Annotated in this window: 17 protein-coding genes; 8 read left to right on the forward strand and 9 right to left on the reverse strand. The window is 58.8% G+C overall.

Annotated features, from left to right (window positions below; translation table 11 throughout):
* The 6 genes from ACOTZF_RS02455 to arcA form a co-directional block, all read right to left on the reverse strand.
* On the reverse strand, positions 1-105 hold the full coding sequence (locus tag ACOTZF_RS02455) for a pyrBI operon leader peptide (protein ID WP_022646880.1): 105 nt from the start codon (positions 103-105) through the stop codon (positions 1-3).
* A gap of 100 nt (positions 106-205) precedes the next feature.
* Positions 206-685, reverse strand: a complete 480-nt coding sequence (locus ACOTZF_RS02460; RefSeq protein WP_013095367.1) for an arginine repressor — start codon at positions 683-685, stop codon at positions 206-208.
* A 75-nt stretch (positions 686-760) separates the two neighbouring features.
* Positions 761-2,164, reverse strand: a complete 1,404-nt coding sequence (locus tag ACOTZF_RS02465) for a YfcC family protein (RefSeq protein ID WP_029883481.1) — start codon at positions 2,162-2,164, stop codon at positions 761-763.
* Positions 2,165-2,211: 47 nt separating this feature from the next.
* Positions 2,212-3,216, reverse strand: a complete 1,005-nt coding sequence (gene argF / locus ACOTZF_RS02470; RefSeq protein ID WP_013095369.1) for an ornithine carbamoyltransferase — start codon at positions 3,214-3,216, stop codon at positions 2,212-2,214.
* Positions 3,217-3,308: 92 nt separating this feature from the next.
* Positions 3,309-4,220, reverse strand: coding sequence for a carbamate kinase (locus tag ACOTZF_RS02475; protein WP_013095370.1), 912 nt, complete (start codon positions 4,218-4,220; stop codon positions 3,309-3,311).
* A 9-nt stretch (positions 4,221-4,229) separates the two neighbouring features.
* Positions 4,230-5,450 (reverse strand): arginine deiminase, encoded by a 1,221-nt coding sequence (gene arcA, locus ACOTZF_RS02480; protein WP_038985625.1) that lies wholly within the window; start codon positions 5,448-5,450, stop codon positions 4,230-4,232.
* A gap of 672 nt (positions 5,451-6,122) precedes the next feature.
* Here arcA and ACOTZF_RS02485 point away from each other — a divergent pair.
* The 5 genes from ACOTZF_RS02485 (at position 6,123) to ACOTZF_RS02505 (ending at position 12,932) form a co-directional block, all read left to right on the forward strand.
* Positions 6,123-6,575: a YhcH/YjgK/YiaL family protein gene (locus ACOTZF_RS02485; RefSeq protein ID WP_129253148.1), complete on the forward strand. Its 453-nt coding sequence runs from the start codon at positions 6,123-6,125 to the stop codon at positions 6,573-6,575.
* Between the two features lie 238 nt (positions 6,576-6,813).
* Positions 6,814-7,722 (forward strand): 2-keto-3-deoxygluconate aldolase, encoded by a 909-nt coding sequence (yagE, locus tag ACOTZF_RS02490; protein WP_058680796.1) that lies wholly within the window; start codon positions 6,814-6,816, stop codon positions 7,720-7,722.
* 14 nt (positions 7,723-7,736) lie between these two features.
* Complete coding sequence (gene yagF, locus ACOTZF_RS02495; protein ID WP_348563250.1) at positions 7,737-9,704, forward strand: xylonate dehydratase YagF; 1,968 nt, start codon at positions 7,737-7,739, stop codon at positions 9,702-9,704.
* Between the two features lie 223 nt (positions 9,705-9,927).
* Positions 9,928-11,310, forward strand: coding sequence for an MFS transporter (locus tag ACOTZF_RS02500; RefSeq protein WP_129253181.1), 1,383 nt, complete (start codon positions 9,928-9,930; stop codon positions 11,308-11,310).
* An 11-nt stretch (positions 11,311-11,321) separates the two neighbouring features.
* Positions 11,322-12,932 (forward strand): glycoside hydrolase family 43 protein, encoded by a 1,611-nt coding sequence (locus ACOTZF_RS02505; protein WP_129253152.1) that lies wholly within the window; start codon positions 11,322-11,324, stop codon positions 12,930-12,932.
* A gap of 4 nt (positions 12,933-12,936) precedes the next feature.
* Here ACOTZF_RS02505 and xynR read toward each other — a convergent pair whose 3' ends face one another.
* The 3 genes from xynR to argL all read right to left on the reverse strand — a co-directional run bounded on the left by xynR (position 12,937) and on the right by argL (position 14,939).
* Positions 12,937-13,695, reverse strand: a complete 759-nt coding sequence (xynR, locus tag ACOTZF_RS02510; protein WP_129253154.1) for a DNA-binding transcriptional repressor XynR — start codon at positions 13,693-13,695, stop codon at positions 12,937-12,939.
* Positions 13,696-13,869: 174 nt separating this feature from the next.
* Positions 13,870-14,874, reverse strand: coding sequence for an ornithine carbamoyltransferase (gene argF / locus ACOTZF_RS02515; RefSeq protein WP_129253156.1), 1,005 nt, complete (start codon positions 14,872-14,874; stop codon positions 13,870-13,872).
* Positions 14,844-14,939, reverse strand: coding sequence for a putative translational regulatory protein ArgL (gene argL / locus ACOTZF_RS02520; RefSeq protein WP_213014347.1), 96 nt, complete (start codon positions 14,937-14,939; stop codon positions 14,844-14,846). The genes argF (ACOTZF_RS02515) and argL overlap by 31 nt, the downstream gene beginning before the upstream one ends.
* A 99-nt stretch (positions 14,940-15,038) precedes the next feature.
* Here argL and rraB point away from each other — a divergent pair, with 99 nt between their 5' ends.
* From rraB to ACOTZF_RS02535, 3 genes are read left to right on the forward strand one after another with little or no spacing between them, the layout of a single operon-like run.
* Complete coding sequence (gene rraB, locus ACOTZF_RS02525) at positions 15,039-15,464, forward strand: ribonuclease E inhibitor RraB (RefSeq protein WP_006810300.1); 426 nt, start codon at positions 15,039-15,041, stop codon at positions 15,462-15,464.
* 46 nt (positions 15,465-15,510) lie between these two features.
* Positions 15,511-16,269, forward strand: coding sequence for a tRNA isopentenyl-2-thiomethyl-A-37 hydroxylase MiaE (gene miaE / locus ACOTZF_RS02530; RefSeq protein ID WP_100168194.1), 759 nt, complete (start codon positions 15,511-15,513; stop codon positions 16,267-16,269).
* 30 nt (positions 16,270-16,299) lie between these two features.
* The gene (locus ACOTZF_RS02535; RefSeq protein WP_129253158.1) at positions 16,300-17,022 is read left to right on the forward strand and encodes a topoisomerase II; all 723 of its coding nucleotides are present in this window, start codon (positions 16,300-16,302) and stop codon (positions 17,020-17,022) included.
* The last annotated feature ends 54 nt before the right edge of the window (positions 17,023-17,076 follow it).

The raw sequence follows: 17,076 nt of genomic DNA on the forward strand, positions 1-17,076 counted from the left end.
TCAAATGAGGGGCTCTGGGAATAGGTTTAGCAACGGGAAGAAAAACGGCAGGCCAGCGTCTGATTTCAGACGCGGTAAGACGTTATGTCGAACACGCTTGACCATGCTTCCTCCCGGCAAATTGTCGGGCATTATACGCACCCCGATGTCCGGATCAAGCAATTTAATGCACGCTTTACTCAATGCAAACGGTTCTTTGTGAATATTAATGCGTTCTGAGTAAATAATTAATTTGCTTATGCACCAGCGCGGTACGTTTCACCACCCGGGGGGCGACCCAGACAATACTGCTTCCGGCAACCACGCCTAAAATTTCCGGTAACTGGTGATAATCCAGAATGCGCGCCACCGCGCGGCCATATCCGGCCACGGTATGAATAAGGATAAATTCGCTATTATGCTCCACGCTGACCACCATTTCGGAAACTGTACGTGCGGCGTCGGGGGCAGGGCGCAGAAGAGGATTCAACGAATAAATCTTTAGCCCTTTGGCATTTCGAATTTTTATGACACCAAGCAACTTGAGCAGACGTGAAACGGTGGACTGGCTGATGGTCTCAAAACCACGCTCCTGCAAATCGCGGCGAATCTCTTCCTGGGAGAGATAGCTCTTTTCTGCGATCAGGCGCTGACAGACCGTCAGCTGTAGCTGTTCTTTTGGAGAGTAATCACCATATTCCGTCATAACTATTTCCCATGTAAGTGGCTGAAACAAAACGCCCGGTGGCGCTACGCTTACCGGGCCTACAACGTCAAAACATCACAATACTGCCCCCAGGCTTAACGCCACCATGATCACCACCGTGAGTATCCCCAGCAGCGGCGCCACCCATTTCAAGTAGCGCACATAGGGCACGCGGGCGATAGCCAGCCCGCCCATAACCACCGCGGAGGTGGGCGTCACCAGGTTAACGATACCGGAGGCTGACTGGTAAGCCGTGACTACCAGGTCGCGGTTGACGTTAGCGAAATCGGCAAGCGGTGCCATGATCGGCATCGTCAGAACGGCCAGGCCGGATGAAGAAGGCACAAGAAACGACAGCACCACTTCCAGCCAGTACATCACGTTGATAAACGCCACCGTGGATAACCCGCTGACCAGCCCTTCCGCGCTGTGCAAAATGGTGTGGGTAATCATGCCCTTATCCATGATGACTACGATACCGCGGGCGATGCCGATAATCAGCGCGACGCCCAGCAAATCTCGTGCGCCGTTGATAAACGTTGAGGTCAGCTCCTCTTCGCTCATGCGGGCGATAAGCCCCACGATAATGGCGCTGGCGAGAAACACCGCCGAGATCTCCGCCATCCACCAGCCCAGCACCGCCACGCCGTAAATCATCACCGCGAAGGCGAGGGCGAAAATGACCAGGATGATTTTGCGTACCGGGGTAAATTCCAGCGTCTGTGCGTCTTTGTTACCGAGGAAATGGGCGCGGTTCTCTTCCTGTTTGTCTGCAACGATGGAAAGAGACGGATCCTGGCGCACCTTACGGGCGTAACGCATTACCCATGCCACGCAGATGATCCAGCCGATGACCAGCAGCGCCACGCGCAGGGCGATCCCGTTGGTGAAGGGGATCCCGGCGGCGTTGGCGGCGATCACCGTGGCGAAGGGGTTGATGGTAGAGCCGAGCGTGCCGATCCCCGCGCCGAGCAACACGGTGGAGGCCGCAACAACCGGATCAAAACGGGCGGCCAGCATCACCGGCACCAGCAGGGTGTAGAACGGCAGTGACTCTTCGGCCATGCCGTAGATGGTGCCGCCTGCGGCGAACAGCGCCATCAGGATCGGGATCATCCACTCTTCACGCCCGCGTAATCGCGTGGTGACGCGCTCGATCCCGGCGTCGATCGCCCCGGTTTTGGTGACGATCCCGAGAAATCCCCCGATGATCAGAATAAACAGCGCTACGTCGATCGCCCCGGCCTGGCCGGACTCCGGATCGTACAGCCCGGCAATGGGAGCCATCAGTACGGAAACCAGCCCCTGCGGGTGGGCCGCCACGTGCGCGTAGGTCCCGGCAACCGGCACGTCCTTGCCGAGCGCCTCGTTCATTGCCATATGGTACTGTCCGGCCGGAATAATCCACGTCAGCACGGCCACGACGGCAATCAGAAAAAAGAGAATGGTGTAAGCGGAGGGAAACTTAAACTTGCCCATGATGTTCTCCTGAACCCCGGCGCACCCCGTGGCGCGCCGGGCGGTGATTAGTCGCCGAGTGTCGCCACCATGACGGCTTTTATGGTGTGCATACGGTTTTCTGCTTCGTCGAAGACAATAGAGTTTGGTGATTCAAAGACCTCTTCCGTCACCTCCAGCCCTTTCAGGCCGTAGGCCATCTCAATTTCGCGGCCCACTTTGGTGTGTTCGTTGTGAAACGCCGGCAGGCAGTGCATAAACTTGACGTTCGGGTTGCCGGTGGCCTTCATCACCTGCGCATTGATTTGATACGGCTTCATCAGGCTGACGCGCTCGGCCCAGGCTTCCTTCGGCTCTCCCATGGAGACCCACACGTCGGTGTAGAGGAAATCGGCTCCCTGCACACCTTCTTCTACGTCGTCGGTAAGGGTGATGCGTGCGCCCGTTTCTTTGGCGATGGCGCGGCACTGCTCAACCAGCCCCGCTTCCGGCCAGAAGGACTTTGGTGCCACCAGGCGGATATCCATCCCCATCTTGGCCGCACCGACCATCAGCGAGTTGCCCATGTTGTTGCGCGCGTCGCCCAGATAGGCAAAGCTCAGCTCCGGCAGGGTTTTGCCCGGCGAGTGCTCCAGCATGGTCATCAGATCGGCGAGGATTTGAGTGGGGTGGAACTCGTCAGTCAGGCCGTTCCATACCGGCACACCCGCGTACTCGCCCAGCTCTTCAACGATGGCCTGGCCGTAGCCGCGATACTCGATGCCGTCATACATGCGGCCCAGCACGCGGGCGGTGTCTTTCATCGACTCTTTATGACCAATCTGTGAGCCGCTTGGGCCGAGGTAGGTGACCTGCGCGCCCTGGTCAAATGCGCCCACTTCAAAGGCGCAGCGGGTACGGGTGGAGGTTTTTTCAAAAATCAGGGCGATGTTTTTCCCGACCAGCGTTTGCTTCTCACGTCCGGCTTTTTTGGCGGCCTTCAGTTCGATGGCGAGGTCGATCAGGTACTGGATCTCCGCCGGGGTATAGTCCAGCAGTTTGAGGAAGTTGCGGTTTTTCAGGTTGATGGTCATGTGGGAAATCCTTTTTAAAATTTTGCTGTCTGGTGCCCTCACCCCGGCCCTCTCCCACGGGGAGAGGGAGAGTCGGGTGAGGGGGAAGTTATTCAGTTACGAATCAACGTGCCTTTCTCGCCCGCGAGGATCTCCGCGCCGTCGGCCAGCGCGCCGATCCCGGCAATCCCGTTGCAGGCCTCAACAAACTCGCGGCAGGCGGCCACTTTCGGCCCCATTGAACCGGCGTCGAACGCCATGCCCTTGAGCAGTTCCGGCGTCACCTGTGCCAGCGGACGCTGGGTTGGTTTGCCCCAGTCGAGGTACACCGCGTCGGCATCGGTGAGGATCAGCAGGGCATCCGCCTCAATCTGGCGCGCCAGCAGGGCGGCGGAGAGGTCTTTGTCGATCACCGCCTCAATGCCGTGATAGCCATTGGCGTTTTCCACCACCGGTACGCCGCCACCGCCGTTGCAGATCACCAGATGGTCGCGCTGGATCAGCGCCGCGATGGCGTCGCTCTCAACGATGCGTTTCGGCTGCGGAGAGGGCACCACGCGGCGGAAGTAGCTGCCGTCGGCCTTGAACACCCAGCCTTTCTCCGCCTGCAGCGTTTTTGCCTGGGCTTCGCTGTAGACCGGGCCGATGTACTTGGTCGGGTTGCTGAAGGCCGGGTCGGCGGCGTCCACCTCCACCTGGGTGAGCAGGACGCTCACCTCGCGCTGGGGCAGGCTGTTTTTCAGCGCCTGCTGGAGCATGTAGCCGATCATCCCCTGGCTTTCGGCACCGAGAACGTCCAGCGGGTAGGGGGCGACTTTGTCGTAGGCGCTGTTCTGCAACGCCAGCAGCCCGACCTGCGGCCCGTTGCCGTGCACCAGCACCACGCGCCACTGCTCCGTCAGCCCGGCGATGGTTCGGGCCGCGAGATCGATGTTTTTACGCTGGATCTCGGCTTCTAGCGGTTCGCCGCGTTTGAGCAATGCGTTGCCGCCCAGGGCCACAACCAGAGTGGGTTTTCGTTCCATAGTGGCTCCTTAAATTCCGTCGCGTTCCAGTGGGCAGCTCATGCAGCGCGCGCCGCCGCGACCGCGTCCCAGTTCGTCGCCCGGGATAGGTAGCACGGTGATCCCCGCTTTGTCGTATTTCTCGTTGGTCCAGACGTTGCGCTCGTAGCCGATCACCACGCCCGGGCGGATGGTGAGCACGTTATTGGCGTCGTTCCACTGCTCGCGCTCGGCTTCAAAGGCGTCGCCGCCGGTGGTGATCAGGCGTACCTGATTAATGCCGAGCGCTTTCTCGATGGCGTGCAGCAGGTCGGTTTCCTGGGTGCGCAGCAGGCCGCCGCGTCCGTCCGGGGTGAGCGTCCAGCACTGGGCGTCTTTACGCACCACTTCCGGGTAGACGGAGAAGGTGTCCACGTCGATGTGGGTCATGACGGTGTCGAGGTGCATGCAGGAGCGGTGTTTTGGCAGCTCAACGGCAATCACGCGCTCGGCCTGGCGATGTTTAAACAGGCTGTTAGCGAGGAACTCCACGCCCTGCGGGGTGGTGCGTTCAGACATGCCAATTAATACCGCGCCGCGGCCAATCACTAATACGTCGCCGCCCTCCAGGGTGGCGTGGTCATAATTAATATTCTCGTCGCCGAAATACTTAATAAATTCGCCATCGGCGAATGCCGGGTGCCAGCGATATATGGCTCGCAGGTTATTGGTTTCACGCTGGCGGGCCGGTTTGGCCATCGGGTTAATGGAGACGCCGTTATAAATCCAGCACGAGGTATCGCGGGTAAATAAATGGTTTGGCAGCGGCTTCATAATAAAATCATTCGCCGTGTGGGTATCCACCACCATATTTTTAATCGCCGCCGGAATTTCACCGTAGGTTAATCCGCCGCTCAGTCTGCGCGCCAGTTCCCGGTGCGGCATATCTGCCAGCCAGCCGCGCACGTCGCTGGCAAAGGTTGGCCCGAGACGGTAGTCGGAGATTTGCGTCTCCAGCAGCCAGGCTTTCGCCTCTGTAATATCAAGCGTTTGAGTGAGAAGGTCGGTCAACAGCAGGACTTCCACACCCTGCTCGCGCAGCGTGTTTGCGAAAATGTCATGCTCCTCACCCGCCCGCTCAACCGAGAGCACATCATCAAATAACAGTTCCTGACAGTTTGATGGCGTTAAGCGCTTAAGACTTAAATTAGGGCGGTGCAGCATCACGCTACGCAATTGACCAATTTCAGAACCGACATAATGCTTTTCCATAATTATTCCTTTAACTGTTTTTCAGAATAAAAAGGGCATGCGCCATATTCGTGTAATGATATGGCGGCTAAGCTCAATTGATTTCGTGGTCAATAGTAGGCGCTTAAATAAACCGTATTGTGATGTTGCTCACGTGAAATTAGGTATTGAGTGGTTTGTTTTCATTTGCATGATTCGCATCAGATAATGATTAATTTGATATTATTAGCCGGTGAATAGCTAAGCAGGATCCGTTGGCATTATTTGAGGTTGTTATTATTTTGTAGAATTTAATGTTTTGACATATTTGGTTATGTTGTTGATTTTAAATGATTTTATTTCATGTGCGGAATGGCTATGCAGAATAGCCAATTAACTATTTTTGACTTAAGAAAAATCAATAAATAATTATGGAATTTAATAGCAAATAATCAAAATGATAAAGTGTGAAGCTGGCGCGAGTTTTATGATGAAGGCAGTACAATCAGTGAGTTAGCGTCACGGCATCGTCACGACGCGCTGAGGTTATGCATAACAACTGCATAAATGCCTGTGAGGGATTAACAGCAGATTAACACCTTTCCCGATAAACATGCGTTCGCGCAACTCTCCGCGAAAAAGGGCTGGTATGGCAGTTTGAATTCTCGTATAAAAGATAAAAATGAAACAGTGTTTTATTATGAGGGTTTAATTATGATTATCGGCAACATCCACCATCTGCAAGCCTGGCTACCGGAACCCCTGCGTCTGGCCATCGAGCACGTTAAAGCCCACGTCACCGACGCCACCCCGCCGGGCAAACACGACATCAACGGCAGCAACCTGTTTTATCTGGTCTCCGAAGACATGACCCAGCCGTTTGCCGAGCGCCGCGCGGAGTACCATGCGCGCTATCTGGACATTCAGATTGTGCTCAAAGGGCAGGAAGGGATGACGTTCAGTACGTTGCCACACGGCACGCCGGACACCGACTGGCTGGCGGATAAAGACATCGCGTTCCTGCCGGAAGGCGAGCAGGAGAAAACCGTGGTGCTGAGCGAAGGGGATTTCGTGGTGTTCTGGCCGGGTGAAGTGCATAAGCCGCTGTGCGCGGTGGGGGGGCCTGCTAAGGTCAGAAAAGTGGTTGTTAAGATGTTGGTGGAGTAATTTCCCCTCACCCCGGCCCTCTCCCAAGGGGAGAGGGTGTAAAAGTTCCCTCTCCCTGTGGGAGAGGGTTAGGGTGAGGGCACCAGACCGCACCCTCTAATATGTGATCCAGCTTAAACTTCCCACACTCCCTCCTCATCTCTCATTTACCTGCGCTTTTTCTGCGTCATAGTATGATTGTTAAATTAATGAACGCTGTTCTATAATGTAGAACAAAATGATTCAGCAAGGAGATCTCATGCCGCAGTCCGCGTTGTTCACGGGAATCATTCCCCCTGTCTCCACCATTTTTACCGCCGATGGCCAGCTTGATAAGCCGGGCACCGCCGCGCTGATCGACGATCTGATCGCGGCAGGCGTTGACGGCCTGTTCTTCCTGGGCAGCGGCGGTGAGTTCTCCCAGCTCAGCGCCGAAGAGCGTAAAACCATTGCCCGCTTTGCTATCGATCACGTCGATCGTCGTGTGCCGGTGCTGATCGGCACCGGCGGCACCAACGCCCGGGAAACCATTGAACTGAGCCAGCATGCCCAGCAGGCGGGGGCGGACGGTATCGTGGTGATCAACCCCTACTACTGGAAGGTGTCTGAAGCGAACCTGATCCGCTATTTCGAGCAGGTGGCCGACAGCGTCACGCTGCCGGTGATCCTCTATAACTTCCCGGCGCTGACCGGGCAAGATCTGACGCCGGCGCTGGTCAAAACCCTGGCCGACTCGCGCAGCAACATCGTCGGCATTAAAGACACCATCGACTCCGTGGCCCATCTGCGCAGCATGATCCACACCGTCAAAGCCGCCCATCCGCACTTCACCGTGCTGTGCGGCTACGACGATCATCTGTTTAATACCCTGCTGCTCGGCGGCGATGGGGCGATCTCGGCCAGCGGCAACTTTGCTCCGCAGGTGTCGGTGAATCTTCTGAAAGCCTGGCGGGATAAAGACGTGGCGAAAGCGGCTGAGTATCATCAGACCTTACTGCAAATACCGCAGATGTATCAGCTGGATACGCCGTTTGTGAATGTCATTAAAGAGGCGATTGTGCTCTGCGGCCGCCCGATTTCTACCCACGTGCTGCCGCCCGCCTCTGCGCTGGACGAGCCGCGTAAGGCGCAGCTGAAAACCCTGCTGCAACAGCTCAAGCTCTGCTGAGCCGGACGATAACCATGACCATCGAGAAAATTTTCACCCCGCAGGATGATGCGTTTTATGCCGTCATCACCCATGCGGCGGGGCCGCAGGGCGCGCTGCCGCTGACTCCGCAGATGCTGATGGAATCCCCCAGCGGCAATCTGTTCGGCATGACCCAGAACGCCGGGATGGGCTGGGACGCCAACAAGCTGACCGGCAAAGAGGTGCTGATTATTGGCACCCAGGGCGGCATCCGCGCCGGTGACGGACGGCCGGTTGCGCTGGGCTACCACACCGGGCACTGGGAGATCGGCATGCAGATGCAGGCCGCGGCGAAGGAGATCACCCGCAACGGCGGGATCCCGTTTGCGGCCTTCGTCAGCGATCCGTGCGACGGGCGCTCGCAGGGCACGCACGGGATGTTTGATTCCCTGCCGTACCGCAACGATGCGGCGATTGTGTTTCGTCGTCTGATTCGCTCCCTGCCGACGCGCCGGGCGGTTATTGGCGTGGCGACCTGCGATAAAGGGCTGCCCGCCACCATGATTGCGCTGGCCTCGATGCACAATCTGCCGACCATTCTGGTGCCGGGCGGTGCGACGCTGCCGCCGACCGTCGGAGAAGACGCGGGCAAGGTGCAGACCATCGGCGCGCGCTTCGCTAACCACGAACTGTCATTGCAGGAGGCCGCCGAGCTGGGCTGTCGCGCCTGCGCGTCGCCGGGCGGCGGATGTCAGTTCCTCGGCACGGCGGGCACCTCGCAGGTGGTGGCGGAAGCGCTCGGTCTGGCGCTGCCGCACTCCGCGCTGGCGCCGTCCGGTCAGGCGGTGTGGCTGGAGATCGCCCGCCAGTCGGCGCGGGCGGTGAGCGAGCTGGATAACCGCGGCATCACCACGCGCGATATCCTCACCGATAAAGCCATCGAAAACGCGATGGTGATCCACGCGGCGTTCGGCGGCTCTACCAATTTACTGCTGCACATCCCGGCCATCGCCCACGCGGCGGGCTGCACGATCCCGGACGTAGAACACTGGACACGCGTCAACCGCAGGGTGCCGCGCCTGGTCAGCGTGCTGCCCAACGGCCCGGACTATCACCCAACCGTGCGCGCCTTCCTCGCGGGTGGCGTGCCGGAGGTGATGCTCCACCTGCGCGATCTCGGTTTGCTGCATCTGGATGCCATGACCGTCACCGGCCAGACGGTGGGCGAGAACCTCGACTGGTGGCAGGCGTCCGAGCGCCGTAAGCGCTTCCGCCAGTGCCTGCGCGAGCAGGACGGCGTGGATCCGGATGATGTGATCCTGCCGCCCGAGAAGGCAAAAGCGAGAGGGCTGACCTCGACGGTCTGCTTCCCGACGGGCAACATCGCGCCGGAAGGCTCGGTGATCAAGGCCACGGCCATTGACCCGTCGGTGGTGGGTGAAGATGGCGTTTACCGTCATACCGGCCGGGCGAGGGTATTTGTCTCGGAAGCTCAGGCCATTAAGGCCATCAAGCAGGAAGAGATTAAACAGGGCGATATCATGGTGGTGATCGGCGGCGGGCCGTCCGGTACCGGCATGGAAGAGACCTACCAGCTCACCTCTGCGCTCAAACATATCTCGTGGGGCAAGACGGTGTCGTTAATCACCGATGCGCGCTTCTCGGGGGTGTCGACGGGCGCCTGCTTCGGCCACGTGTCGCCGGAAGCGCTGGCAGGCGGGCCGATTGGCAAGCTGCGCGACAACGACATCATTGAGATTGCCGTGGATCGCCTGACCCTGACGGGCAGCGTCAACTTTATCGGCACCGCAGAAAACCCGCTGACGCCGGAAGAGGGCGCGCGCGAGCTGGCAGTAAGACAGACGCACCCGGACCTGCACCCTCATGACTTTTTGCCGGACGATACCCGCCTGTGGGCGGCATTGCAGTCGGTGAGCGGCGGCACCTGGAAAGGCTGTATTTATGACACCGATAAAATTATCGAGGTAATTAACGCCGGTAAAAAAGCACTCGGACTTTAATTATTTTTGAGCGATACCGTCTACGGGAAATATCCCGTGGACGGTTTTCGCGTATCTTAAATTTATCAATTTAAACAATGCGTTGCGATATATCGGTGGCGTCACAAAAGCAAAATATCGTAATTCGGAAATAAGATATGACCATTGCTGGTTAATTGAACAGCTCATTACACTCCATTAACACGATGTTGTGAAATCAGCATACGAAAATAAAGGTGCGATGATGATGCAATTAACCATGAAAGATAAAATTGGCTACGGGCTGGGTGACACCGCCTGCGGCTTTGTCTGGCAGGCCACCATGTTCCTGCTGGCCTACTTTTATACCGACGTGTTTGGCCTGTCGGCGGGCATTATGGGCACGCTGTTTTTGGTCTCCCGCGTGCTCGACGCCGTGACCGACCCGCTGATGGGGCTGCTGGTGGACCGCACCCGCACGCGCTACGGCCAGTTCCGCCCGTTCCTGCTGTGGGGGGCGATCCCGTTTGGCATCGTCTGCATGCTGACCTTCTACACGCCGGATTTCTCCGCGCAGGGCAAAATCATCTACGCCTGCGTAACCTACATTCTGCTGACCCTCGTCTACACCTTCGTTAACGTGCCGTATTGCGCCATGCCGGGTGTCATTACCGCCGACCCGAAAGAGCGTCACGCCCTGCAGTCGTGGCGTTTCTTCCTGGCGGCGGCGGGCTCGCTTGCCATTAGCGGCATCGCGCTGCCGCTGGTGAGCATCATCGGCAAAGGGGACGAGCAGGTGGGCTATTTCGGCGCCATGTGTGTGCTGGGGCTGACCGGCGTGGTGCTGCTCTACGTCTGCTTCTTTACCACCAAAGAGCGTTACGCCTTTGAGGTTCAGCCGGGCTCGTCGGTGGCGAAAGACCTTAAGCTGCTGCTGGGCAACGGCCAGTGGCGGATCATGTGCGCGTTCAAGATGATGGCGACCTGCTCTAACGTGGTACGCGGCGGGGCGACGCTTTACTTCGTCAAATACGTGATGGATCACCCGGAGATGGCGACCCAGTTTTTACTCTACGGCAGCCTCGCCACCATGTTCGGCTCGCTCTGCTCCTCCCGTCTGCTGGGCCGCTTCGACCGGGTAAAAGCCTTCAAGTGGATTATCGTCGCCTACTCGCTGATCAGCCTGCTGATTTTCGTCACCCCGGCGGAGCATATTGCCCTGATTTTCGCCCTCAACATCCTGTTCCTGTTCGTCTTCAACACCACCACGCCGCTGCAGTGGCTGATGGCCTCTGACGTGGTGGATTACGAGGAGAGCCGCAGCGGGCGACGCCTCGACGGGCTGGTGTTCTCCACCTATCTGTTCAGCCTGAAGATTGGCCTGGCGATTGGCGGGGCGGTGGTGGGCTGGATCCTGGCGTACGTGAACTACTCCGCCAGCAGCAGCGTGCAGCCGGTCGAGGTGCTCACCACCATCAAAATTCTGTTCTGCGTGGTGCCGGTGGTGCTCTACGCGGGCATGTTCATCATGCTGTCGTTCTATAAGCTCACCGATGCCCGCGTGGAGGCCATCAGCCAGCAGCTGATCAAGCACCGCGCGGTGCAGGGCGAGGCCGTTCCCGACGCCGCGACAGCCGCATCCCATTAACCGGAGGCAATATGGAAATCACTAACCCAATACTCACCGGCTTCAACCCGGACCCGTCTTTGTGCCGTCAGGGCGAGGACTACTACATCGCCACCTCGACCTTCGAGTGGTTCCCGGGCGTGCGCATCTATCACTCCCGTGACCTGAAAAACTGGTCGCTGGTCAGCACCCCGCTGGACCGCGTGTCGATGCTGGACATGAAGGGCAACCCGGACTCCGGCGGCATCTGGGCACCGTGCCTGAGCTATGCCGACGGCAAATTCTGGCTGCTCTACACCGACGTAAAGATTGTCGACTCGCCGTGGAAAAATGGCCGTAACTTCCTCGTCACCGCGCCGTCCATCGAGGGGCCGTGGAGCGAGCCGATCCCGATGGGCAACGGCGGGTTTGACCCGTCCTTGTTCCACGACGACGATGGCCGTAAGTACTACCTCTACCGTCCGTGGGGGCCGCGCCACCACAGCAACCCGCACAACACCATTGTGATGCAGGAATTCGATCCGCAGACCGGCACCCTCTCGCCCGAGCGTAAAACCCTGTTTACCGGCACGCCGCTCTGCTACACCGAAGGCGCGCACCTGTATCGCCACGCGGGATGGTACTACCTGATGGTCGCCGAAGGCGGCACCAGCTACGAGCACGCGGTTGTGGTGCTGCGTTCAAAAACCATCGACGGGCCGTACGAGCTGCACCCGGACGTGACGATGATGACCAGCTGGCACCTGCCGGAGAATCCGCTGCAGAAGAGCGGCCACGGCTCGCTGCTGCAGACCCACACCGGGGAGTGGTACATGGCCTACCTCACCAGCCGCCCGCTGCGCCTGCCCGGCGTGCCGCTGCTGGCCACCGGCGGACGCGGCTACTGTCCGCTGGGCCGCGAGACCGGTATCGCCCGCATTGAATGGCGCGACGGCTGGCCGTACGTGGAAGGCGGCAAGCACGCGCAGTTGACCGTGAAAGGCCCACAGGTGGCGGAACAGCCTGCATCCATTCAGGGCAACTGGCGGGAGGACTTCGACGGCAGCACGCTTGATCCGGAACTGCAAACCCTGCGCATCCCGTTCGACGACACTCTCGGCTCGCTCACCGCGCGCCCGGGCTATTTACGGCTCTACGGCAACGACTCGCTCAACTCGACCTTTACCCAGTCGACCGTAGCGCGCCGCTGGCAGCACTTCGCTTTCCGCTCCGAAACGCGGATGCAGTTCTCGCCGGTTCACTTCCAGCAAAGCGCGGGGCTGACCTGCTACTACAACAGTAAAAACTGGAGCTACTGCTTTGTGGACTACGAGGAGGGGCAGGGGAGAACCATCAAGGTTATTCAGCTAGACCACAACGTCCCGTCATGGCCGCTGCACGAGCAGCCGATTCCGGTGCCGGAGAGTGCGGAGAGCATCTGGCTGCGGGTGGACGTGGATACGCTGGTCTACCGCTACAGCTACTCGTTCGACGGCGAGACGTGGCACACCGTGCCGGTAACGTATGAGGCGTGGAAACTGTCGGATGACTACATCGGCGGGCGCGGCTTCTTCACCGGCGCGTTTGTGGGGCTGCACTGCGAGGACATCAGCGGCGACGGCTGCCACGCGGACTTCGACTACTTCACCTACGAGCCGGCATAACGGCTCAGGCCGGGTAGCCCAGCGCGCGTGAGAGCTGGAGCCCGGCCTGCTGAAGCTGCTCGCGGAAATCAGCCAGCCCGGCATCGTCCACGCGGGAGGTCAGCGTCGACAGGCTCAGGGCGGCAATCACGCGGGACTCGTGGTTCCACACCGGCACCGCCACGCAGCGCACGCCCTGCTCGTTCTCTTCGCTATCCAGGGCATAGCCCTGCTCGCGGGTCTGCGCGAGGGCGCTCATTAAGGCTTCGCGAGAGGCGAGGGTGGAAGGGGTATAGGTGGTGTACTGATAGCCCTCAAGCAGGGCGTTCAGCTCGGTCTCGCCCAGCCAGGCAATCAACACCTTGCCGATGGCGGTGGCGTGAACCGGCAGACGGCGGCCAATGCGCGAATAGGCGATGGCGGCCAGCTTGCCTTCAATCTTCTCGATATAAACCCCTTCACGCCCGTCCAGGATCCCCAGATGGGTCGTCTGCCCGGTCCGCCGGGACAGCTCCGTCAGCCAGCCTTTCGCCTTCTGGCGAATATCGATGGAGCCCACAACGAAATGACCGCGCTCGACCAGCTTCATGCCGAGGCGATACTTGCCGTTCTCCGGGTTCTGATCGATATAGCCATGCAGCTGCAGGGTTTTCAGCAGCGAGTGGAGGGTACTCTTGCTCAGCCCCATCAGTTTGCTGATGTCGGTGATCTTAAGCTCGGTGGCCTGCTCGTTGAACAGGTCGAGGATCTGCAACGCACGTTCAACAGACTGAATAATCGGCATAATGCTGGTATGTCCACGCTGGAATTAAGGCGAAAACGTACCTTTTTCGGGGTGAAAAATCAATGAAGGGGAGGTAAAAGCAAAAACGACAACAAGGTTGTCGTTTTTTAGTGTTTTCCCCCTCTCCCCGTGGGAGAGGGCCGGGGTGAGGGCACCAGCGCGCAGAGGACCCAATCACTCCCCAAGCGTCGCCACCATCACCGCCTTAATCGTATGCATCCGGTTTTCCGCCTGGTCAAACACAATGCTCGCCGCCGACTCAAACACTTCGTCCGTCACTTCCATCCCGCCGTGCAGATCGAACTCCTTCGCCATCTGCTTGCCGAGCGTGGTCTGGTCGTCATGGAACGCGGGCAGACAGTGCAGGAACTTCACGTTCGGGTTGCCGGTCAGCGCCATCATCTGCGCGTTCACCTGATACCCACGCAGCAGCGCAATCCGCTCCGCCCACTTCTCTTTGGCTTCGCCCATCGACACCCACACGTCGGTATAGATAAAGTCCGCACCCTTCACGCCCGCCGCCACGTCTTCCGTCAGGGTGATTTTGCCGCCGTGCTTCTGGGCCAGCGCGCTGCACTCCGCCACCAGGCTCTCTTCCGGCCAGCAGGCTTTTGGGGCCACCAGGCGCAGATCCAGCCCGGTCAGCGCTGCCGCTTCCAGCATTGAGTTGCCCATGTTGTTGCGCGCGTCGCCCGCGTAGACCAGCGTCATCTGGTTAAACGCCTTGCCCGGCAGGTGCTCCTGCATGGTCAGCAGATCCGCCAGCAGTTGGGTCGGATGGAACTCGTTGGTCAGCCCGTTCCACACCGGCACGCCCGCGTACTGCGCCAGCGTTTCGACCACTTCCTGGCCGTGGCCGCGATACTGAATGCCGTCGTACATCCGCCCGAGCACGCGCGCGGTGTCCTTAATTGACTCTTTATGCCCAATCTGGCTGCCGCTCGGCCCTAAATAGGTGACGCGCGCGCCCTGGTCAAATGCGGCAACTTCGAAAGAGCATCGTGTACGGGTTGAGTCTTTTTCGAAGATGAGCGCGATGTTTTTGCCAGTAAGCTTTTGTACTTCCTTGCCATTTTTTTTATCGGCTTTGAGCTGTGCGGCAAGAATCAGCAGAGAAGTGAACTGTGCAGGGGTAAAGTCGAGCAATTTCAGAAAGTGTTTCTTGTACAGATCAGACATTTTATCCTCACATGGCGAACGCCACTTATTGAATTAAAATTCACTTTATATGTGTAATTATTCATTTGCAACCCCGTTTAACAAATCTTTCTTACAAAGGTGGAGGCAAACACGTCCGTGTGTGAAAATAGAAGTATCTGCCGCACTTTAAAGAGGAATGACCCATGGCAAACCCGGAACACCTGGAAGAACAACGCGAAGAGACGCGTCTGATTATTGAAGAGCTGCTGGAAGACGGTAGCGATCCGGACGCGCTGTACACCATCGAGCACCATTTCTCTGCGGATGATTTCGACGCGCTGGAAAAAATGGCGGTGGAAGCTTTTAAACTGGGTTACGAAGTGACCGAGCCGGAAGAGCTGGAAGTGGAAGAGGGCGATACCGTCATCTGCTGCGACATCCTGAGCGAAGGCGCGCTGAAGGCGGAGCTGATCGACGCGCAGGTAGAACAGCTGATGAACCTGGCCGAGAAGTTTGACGTGGAGTACGACGGCTGGGGAACCTACTTCGAAGATCCGAACGGTGAAGACGGCGAAGAGGGCGACGACGAAGATTACGTCGACGAAGACGACGACGGCGTGCGTCACTAAGCGTTTCAGGCGGTGGCGCGCGCCACCGCTTTTTCAAGGCAGAACCATGGATTACCCGCAGATACTCGCCCCCGTACTTAACTTCCTCCAGTGCCCGACCCCGCAAGCATGGATTGATAAAGCCCGCGACCCGGCGAACCTGCCGCTGCTGCTCACCGACCACATGGTGTGCGAGCTCAAGGCCGCCCAGACCGCGCTGCTGCTGGTGCGTAAATACGTCGCCGACGAAAGCGGTGCCGATGCGCTGCTCGACTGGCTCAAACCCTACGAACTGTTCACCTTCCGCGACGGCCCGGAGCCGGACTTCATCGCCCTGCACAGGCAGATAGGCAAAAGCGTGATGCCCAAAACCGACGACCCGTGGGGCCAGGCGCTCATCGACAGCATGGTGCTGCTGATTAAAGAGGAGCTGCACCACTTCTGGCAGGTGCGCGAGGCGATGCTGGCCCGCGACATTCCGTACGTCAAAATCACCGCCAGCCGCTATGCCAAAGGGATGCTGAAGGAAGTGCGCACCCACGAACCGCTGACGCTGATCGACAAGCTCATCTGCGGTGCCTACATCGAAGCCCGCTCCTGCGAACGCTTCGCCGCGCTGGCCCCGTTCCTCGACGACGACCTGCAGAAGTTCTATCTCTCGCTGCTGCGCTCGGAAGCGCGCCATTATCAGGACTACCTGACGCTGGCCCAGCAGGTGAGCGACGACGATATCTCACCGCGTATAAAGCTTTTTGGCGAAATTGAAGCCACACTTATCTCGACACCGGACAACGAGTTTCGCTTCCACAGCGGCGTGCCGGTGTAAACCGGCATAACTCAAGGATAAGGATGCGAGATGAATAAAACGTGGACCCGTATTGTGATTGTCGTCATTGCGGCTGCCGCCGTGGCGTTCTGGGTGTTTTTCGACAGGCAGCGCGCCCCGGAACGGCAGATGGATAACGCCCTCAACGCGATGCCCGCCTGGCAGGTGATTAAGGAGCAGGAGCCCGCGCTGCATCAGCGCATCCTCGACCAGATGGCCGCCCTGCAAAAAGCGGGCGAGCCGGAGCAGCAGATTATCGACACCATCCAGCCGCAGATCCTGCATCTGCAGATGACGCGCCTGCAAAACGCCCCGGACGCCAACGTGGTGAACTACATGACCATCAACATGGAGCAGACCGCCGCCATCCAGAAGGTGAGCGACGACGCCTGCTTCCGCTTCCTCTACCCGATGGTGAAGGGTGGCATCAACCCGATGCGCATGCTGGATAAAGACCTGATGGCGCGACGCATGCAGGCCGATGCGGACATGATGCGCGCGGCCTACGGCAAAAATCGCCACACCGTTACCCCCGCTGAACGCGAGGCGGCCGTCGAGGATGTGCGACCGATTATGAAGGCGCTTGCCGATAAGTACGGTGAGGACATCCAACTGCTGCAGATGCCGGAGAAGGCGGTGGGCAAAGAGAAGCTCTCCTGCGATATGGTGCAGGAGATGTGGGCCAAGGTGCTGGCGCTGCCGGAGCAGAAGGCGGCGAGGGTGATTAGGCTGGCGGTATCTGAGCTGGACTGACGAAGGGCGCTGGTTTTTTGGGCACTTAGCGCGGGTTTCGCGCGTCGTCGCTTG

The organism is Enterobacter cloacae complex sp. SHL021, assembly GCF_049237765.1.
Classification (GTDB): Bacteria; Pseudomonadota; Gammaproteobacteria; order Enterobacterales; family Enterobacteriaceae; genus Enterobacter; species Enterobacter cloacae.

Excerpts from the sequence above, each read along its gene's own strand:
- ACOTZF_RS02455 (WP_022646880.1), bottom strand. The coding sequence starts at position 105 with ATGGTCAAGCGTGTTCGACATAACGTCTTACCGCGTCTGAAATCAGAC.
- ACOTZF_RS02460 (WP_013095367.1), bottom strand. The coding sequence starts at position 685 with ATGACGGAATATGGTGATTACTCTCCAAAAGAACAGCTACAGCTGACG.
- ACOTZF_RS02465 (WP_029883481.1), bottom strand. The coding sequence starts at position 2,164 with ATGGGCAAGTTTAAGTTTCCCTCCGCTTACACCATTCTCTTTTTTCTG.
- argF (WP_013095369.1), bottom strand. The coding sequence starts at position 3,216 with ATGACCATCAACCTGAAAAACCGCAACTTCCTCAAACTGCTGGACTAT.
- ACOTZF_RS02475 (WP_013095370.1), bottom strand. The coding sequence starts at position 4,220 with ATGGAACGAAAACCCACTCTGGTTGTGGCCCTGGGCGGCAACGCATTG.
- arcA (WP_038985625.1), bottom strand. The coding sequence starts at position 5,450 with ATGGAAAAGCATTATGTCGGTTCTGAAATTGGTCAATTGCGTAGCGTG.
- ACOTZF_RS02485 (WP_129253148.1), top strand. The coding sequence starts at position 6,123 with ATGATTATCGGCAACATCCACCATCTGCAAGCCTGGCTACCGGAACCC.
- yagE (WP_058680796.1), top strand. The coding sequence starts at position 6,814 with ATGCCGCAGTCCGCGTTGTTCACGGGAATCATTCCCCCTGTCTCCACC.
- yagF (WP_348563250.1), top strand. The coding sequence starts at position 7,737 with ATGACCATCGAGAAAATTTTCACCCCGCAGGATGATGCGTTTTATGCC.
- ACOTZF_RS02500 (WP_129253181.1), top strand. The coding sequence starts at position 9,928 with ATGATGCAATTAACCATGAAAGATAAAATTGGCTACGGGCTGGGTGAC.
- ACOTZF_RS02505 (WP_129253152.1), top strand. The coding sequence starts at position 11,322 with ATGGAAATCACTAACCCAATACTCACCGGCTTCAACCCGGACCCGTCT.
- xynR (WP_129253154.1), bottom strand. The coding sequence starts at position 13,695 with ATGCCGATTATTCAGTCTGTTGAACGTGCGTTGCAGATCCTCGACCTG.
- argF (WP_129253156.1), bottom strand. The coding sequence starts at position 14,874 with ATGTCTGATCTGTACAAGAAACACTTTCTGAAATTGCTCGACTTTACC.
- argL (WP_213014347.1), bottom strand. The coding sequence starts at position 14,939 with ATGAATAATTACACATATAAAGTGAATTTTAATTCAATAAGTGGCGTT.
- rraB (WP_006810300.1), top strand. The coding sequence starts at position 15,039 with ATGGCAAACCCGGAACACCTGGAAGAACAACGCGAAGAGACGCGTCTG.
- miaE (WP_100168194.1), top strand. The coding sequence starts at position 15,511 with ATGGATTACCCGCAGATACTCGCCCCCGTACTTAACTTCCTCCAGTGC.
- ACOTZF_RS02535 (WP_129253158.1), top strand. The coding sequence starts at position 16,300 with ATGAATAAAACGTGGACCCGTATTGTGATTGTCGTCATTGCGGCTGCC.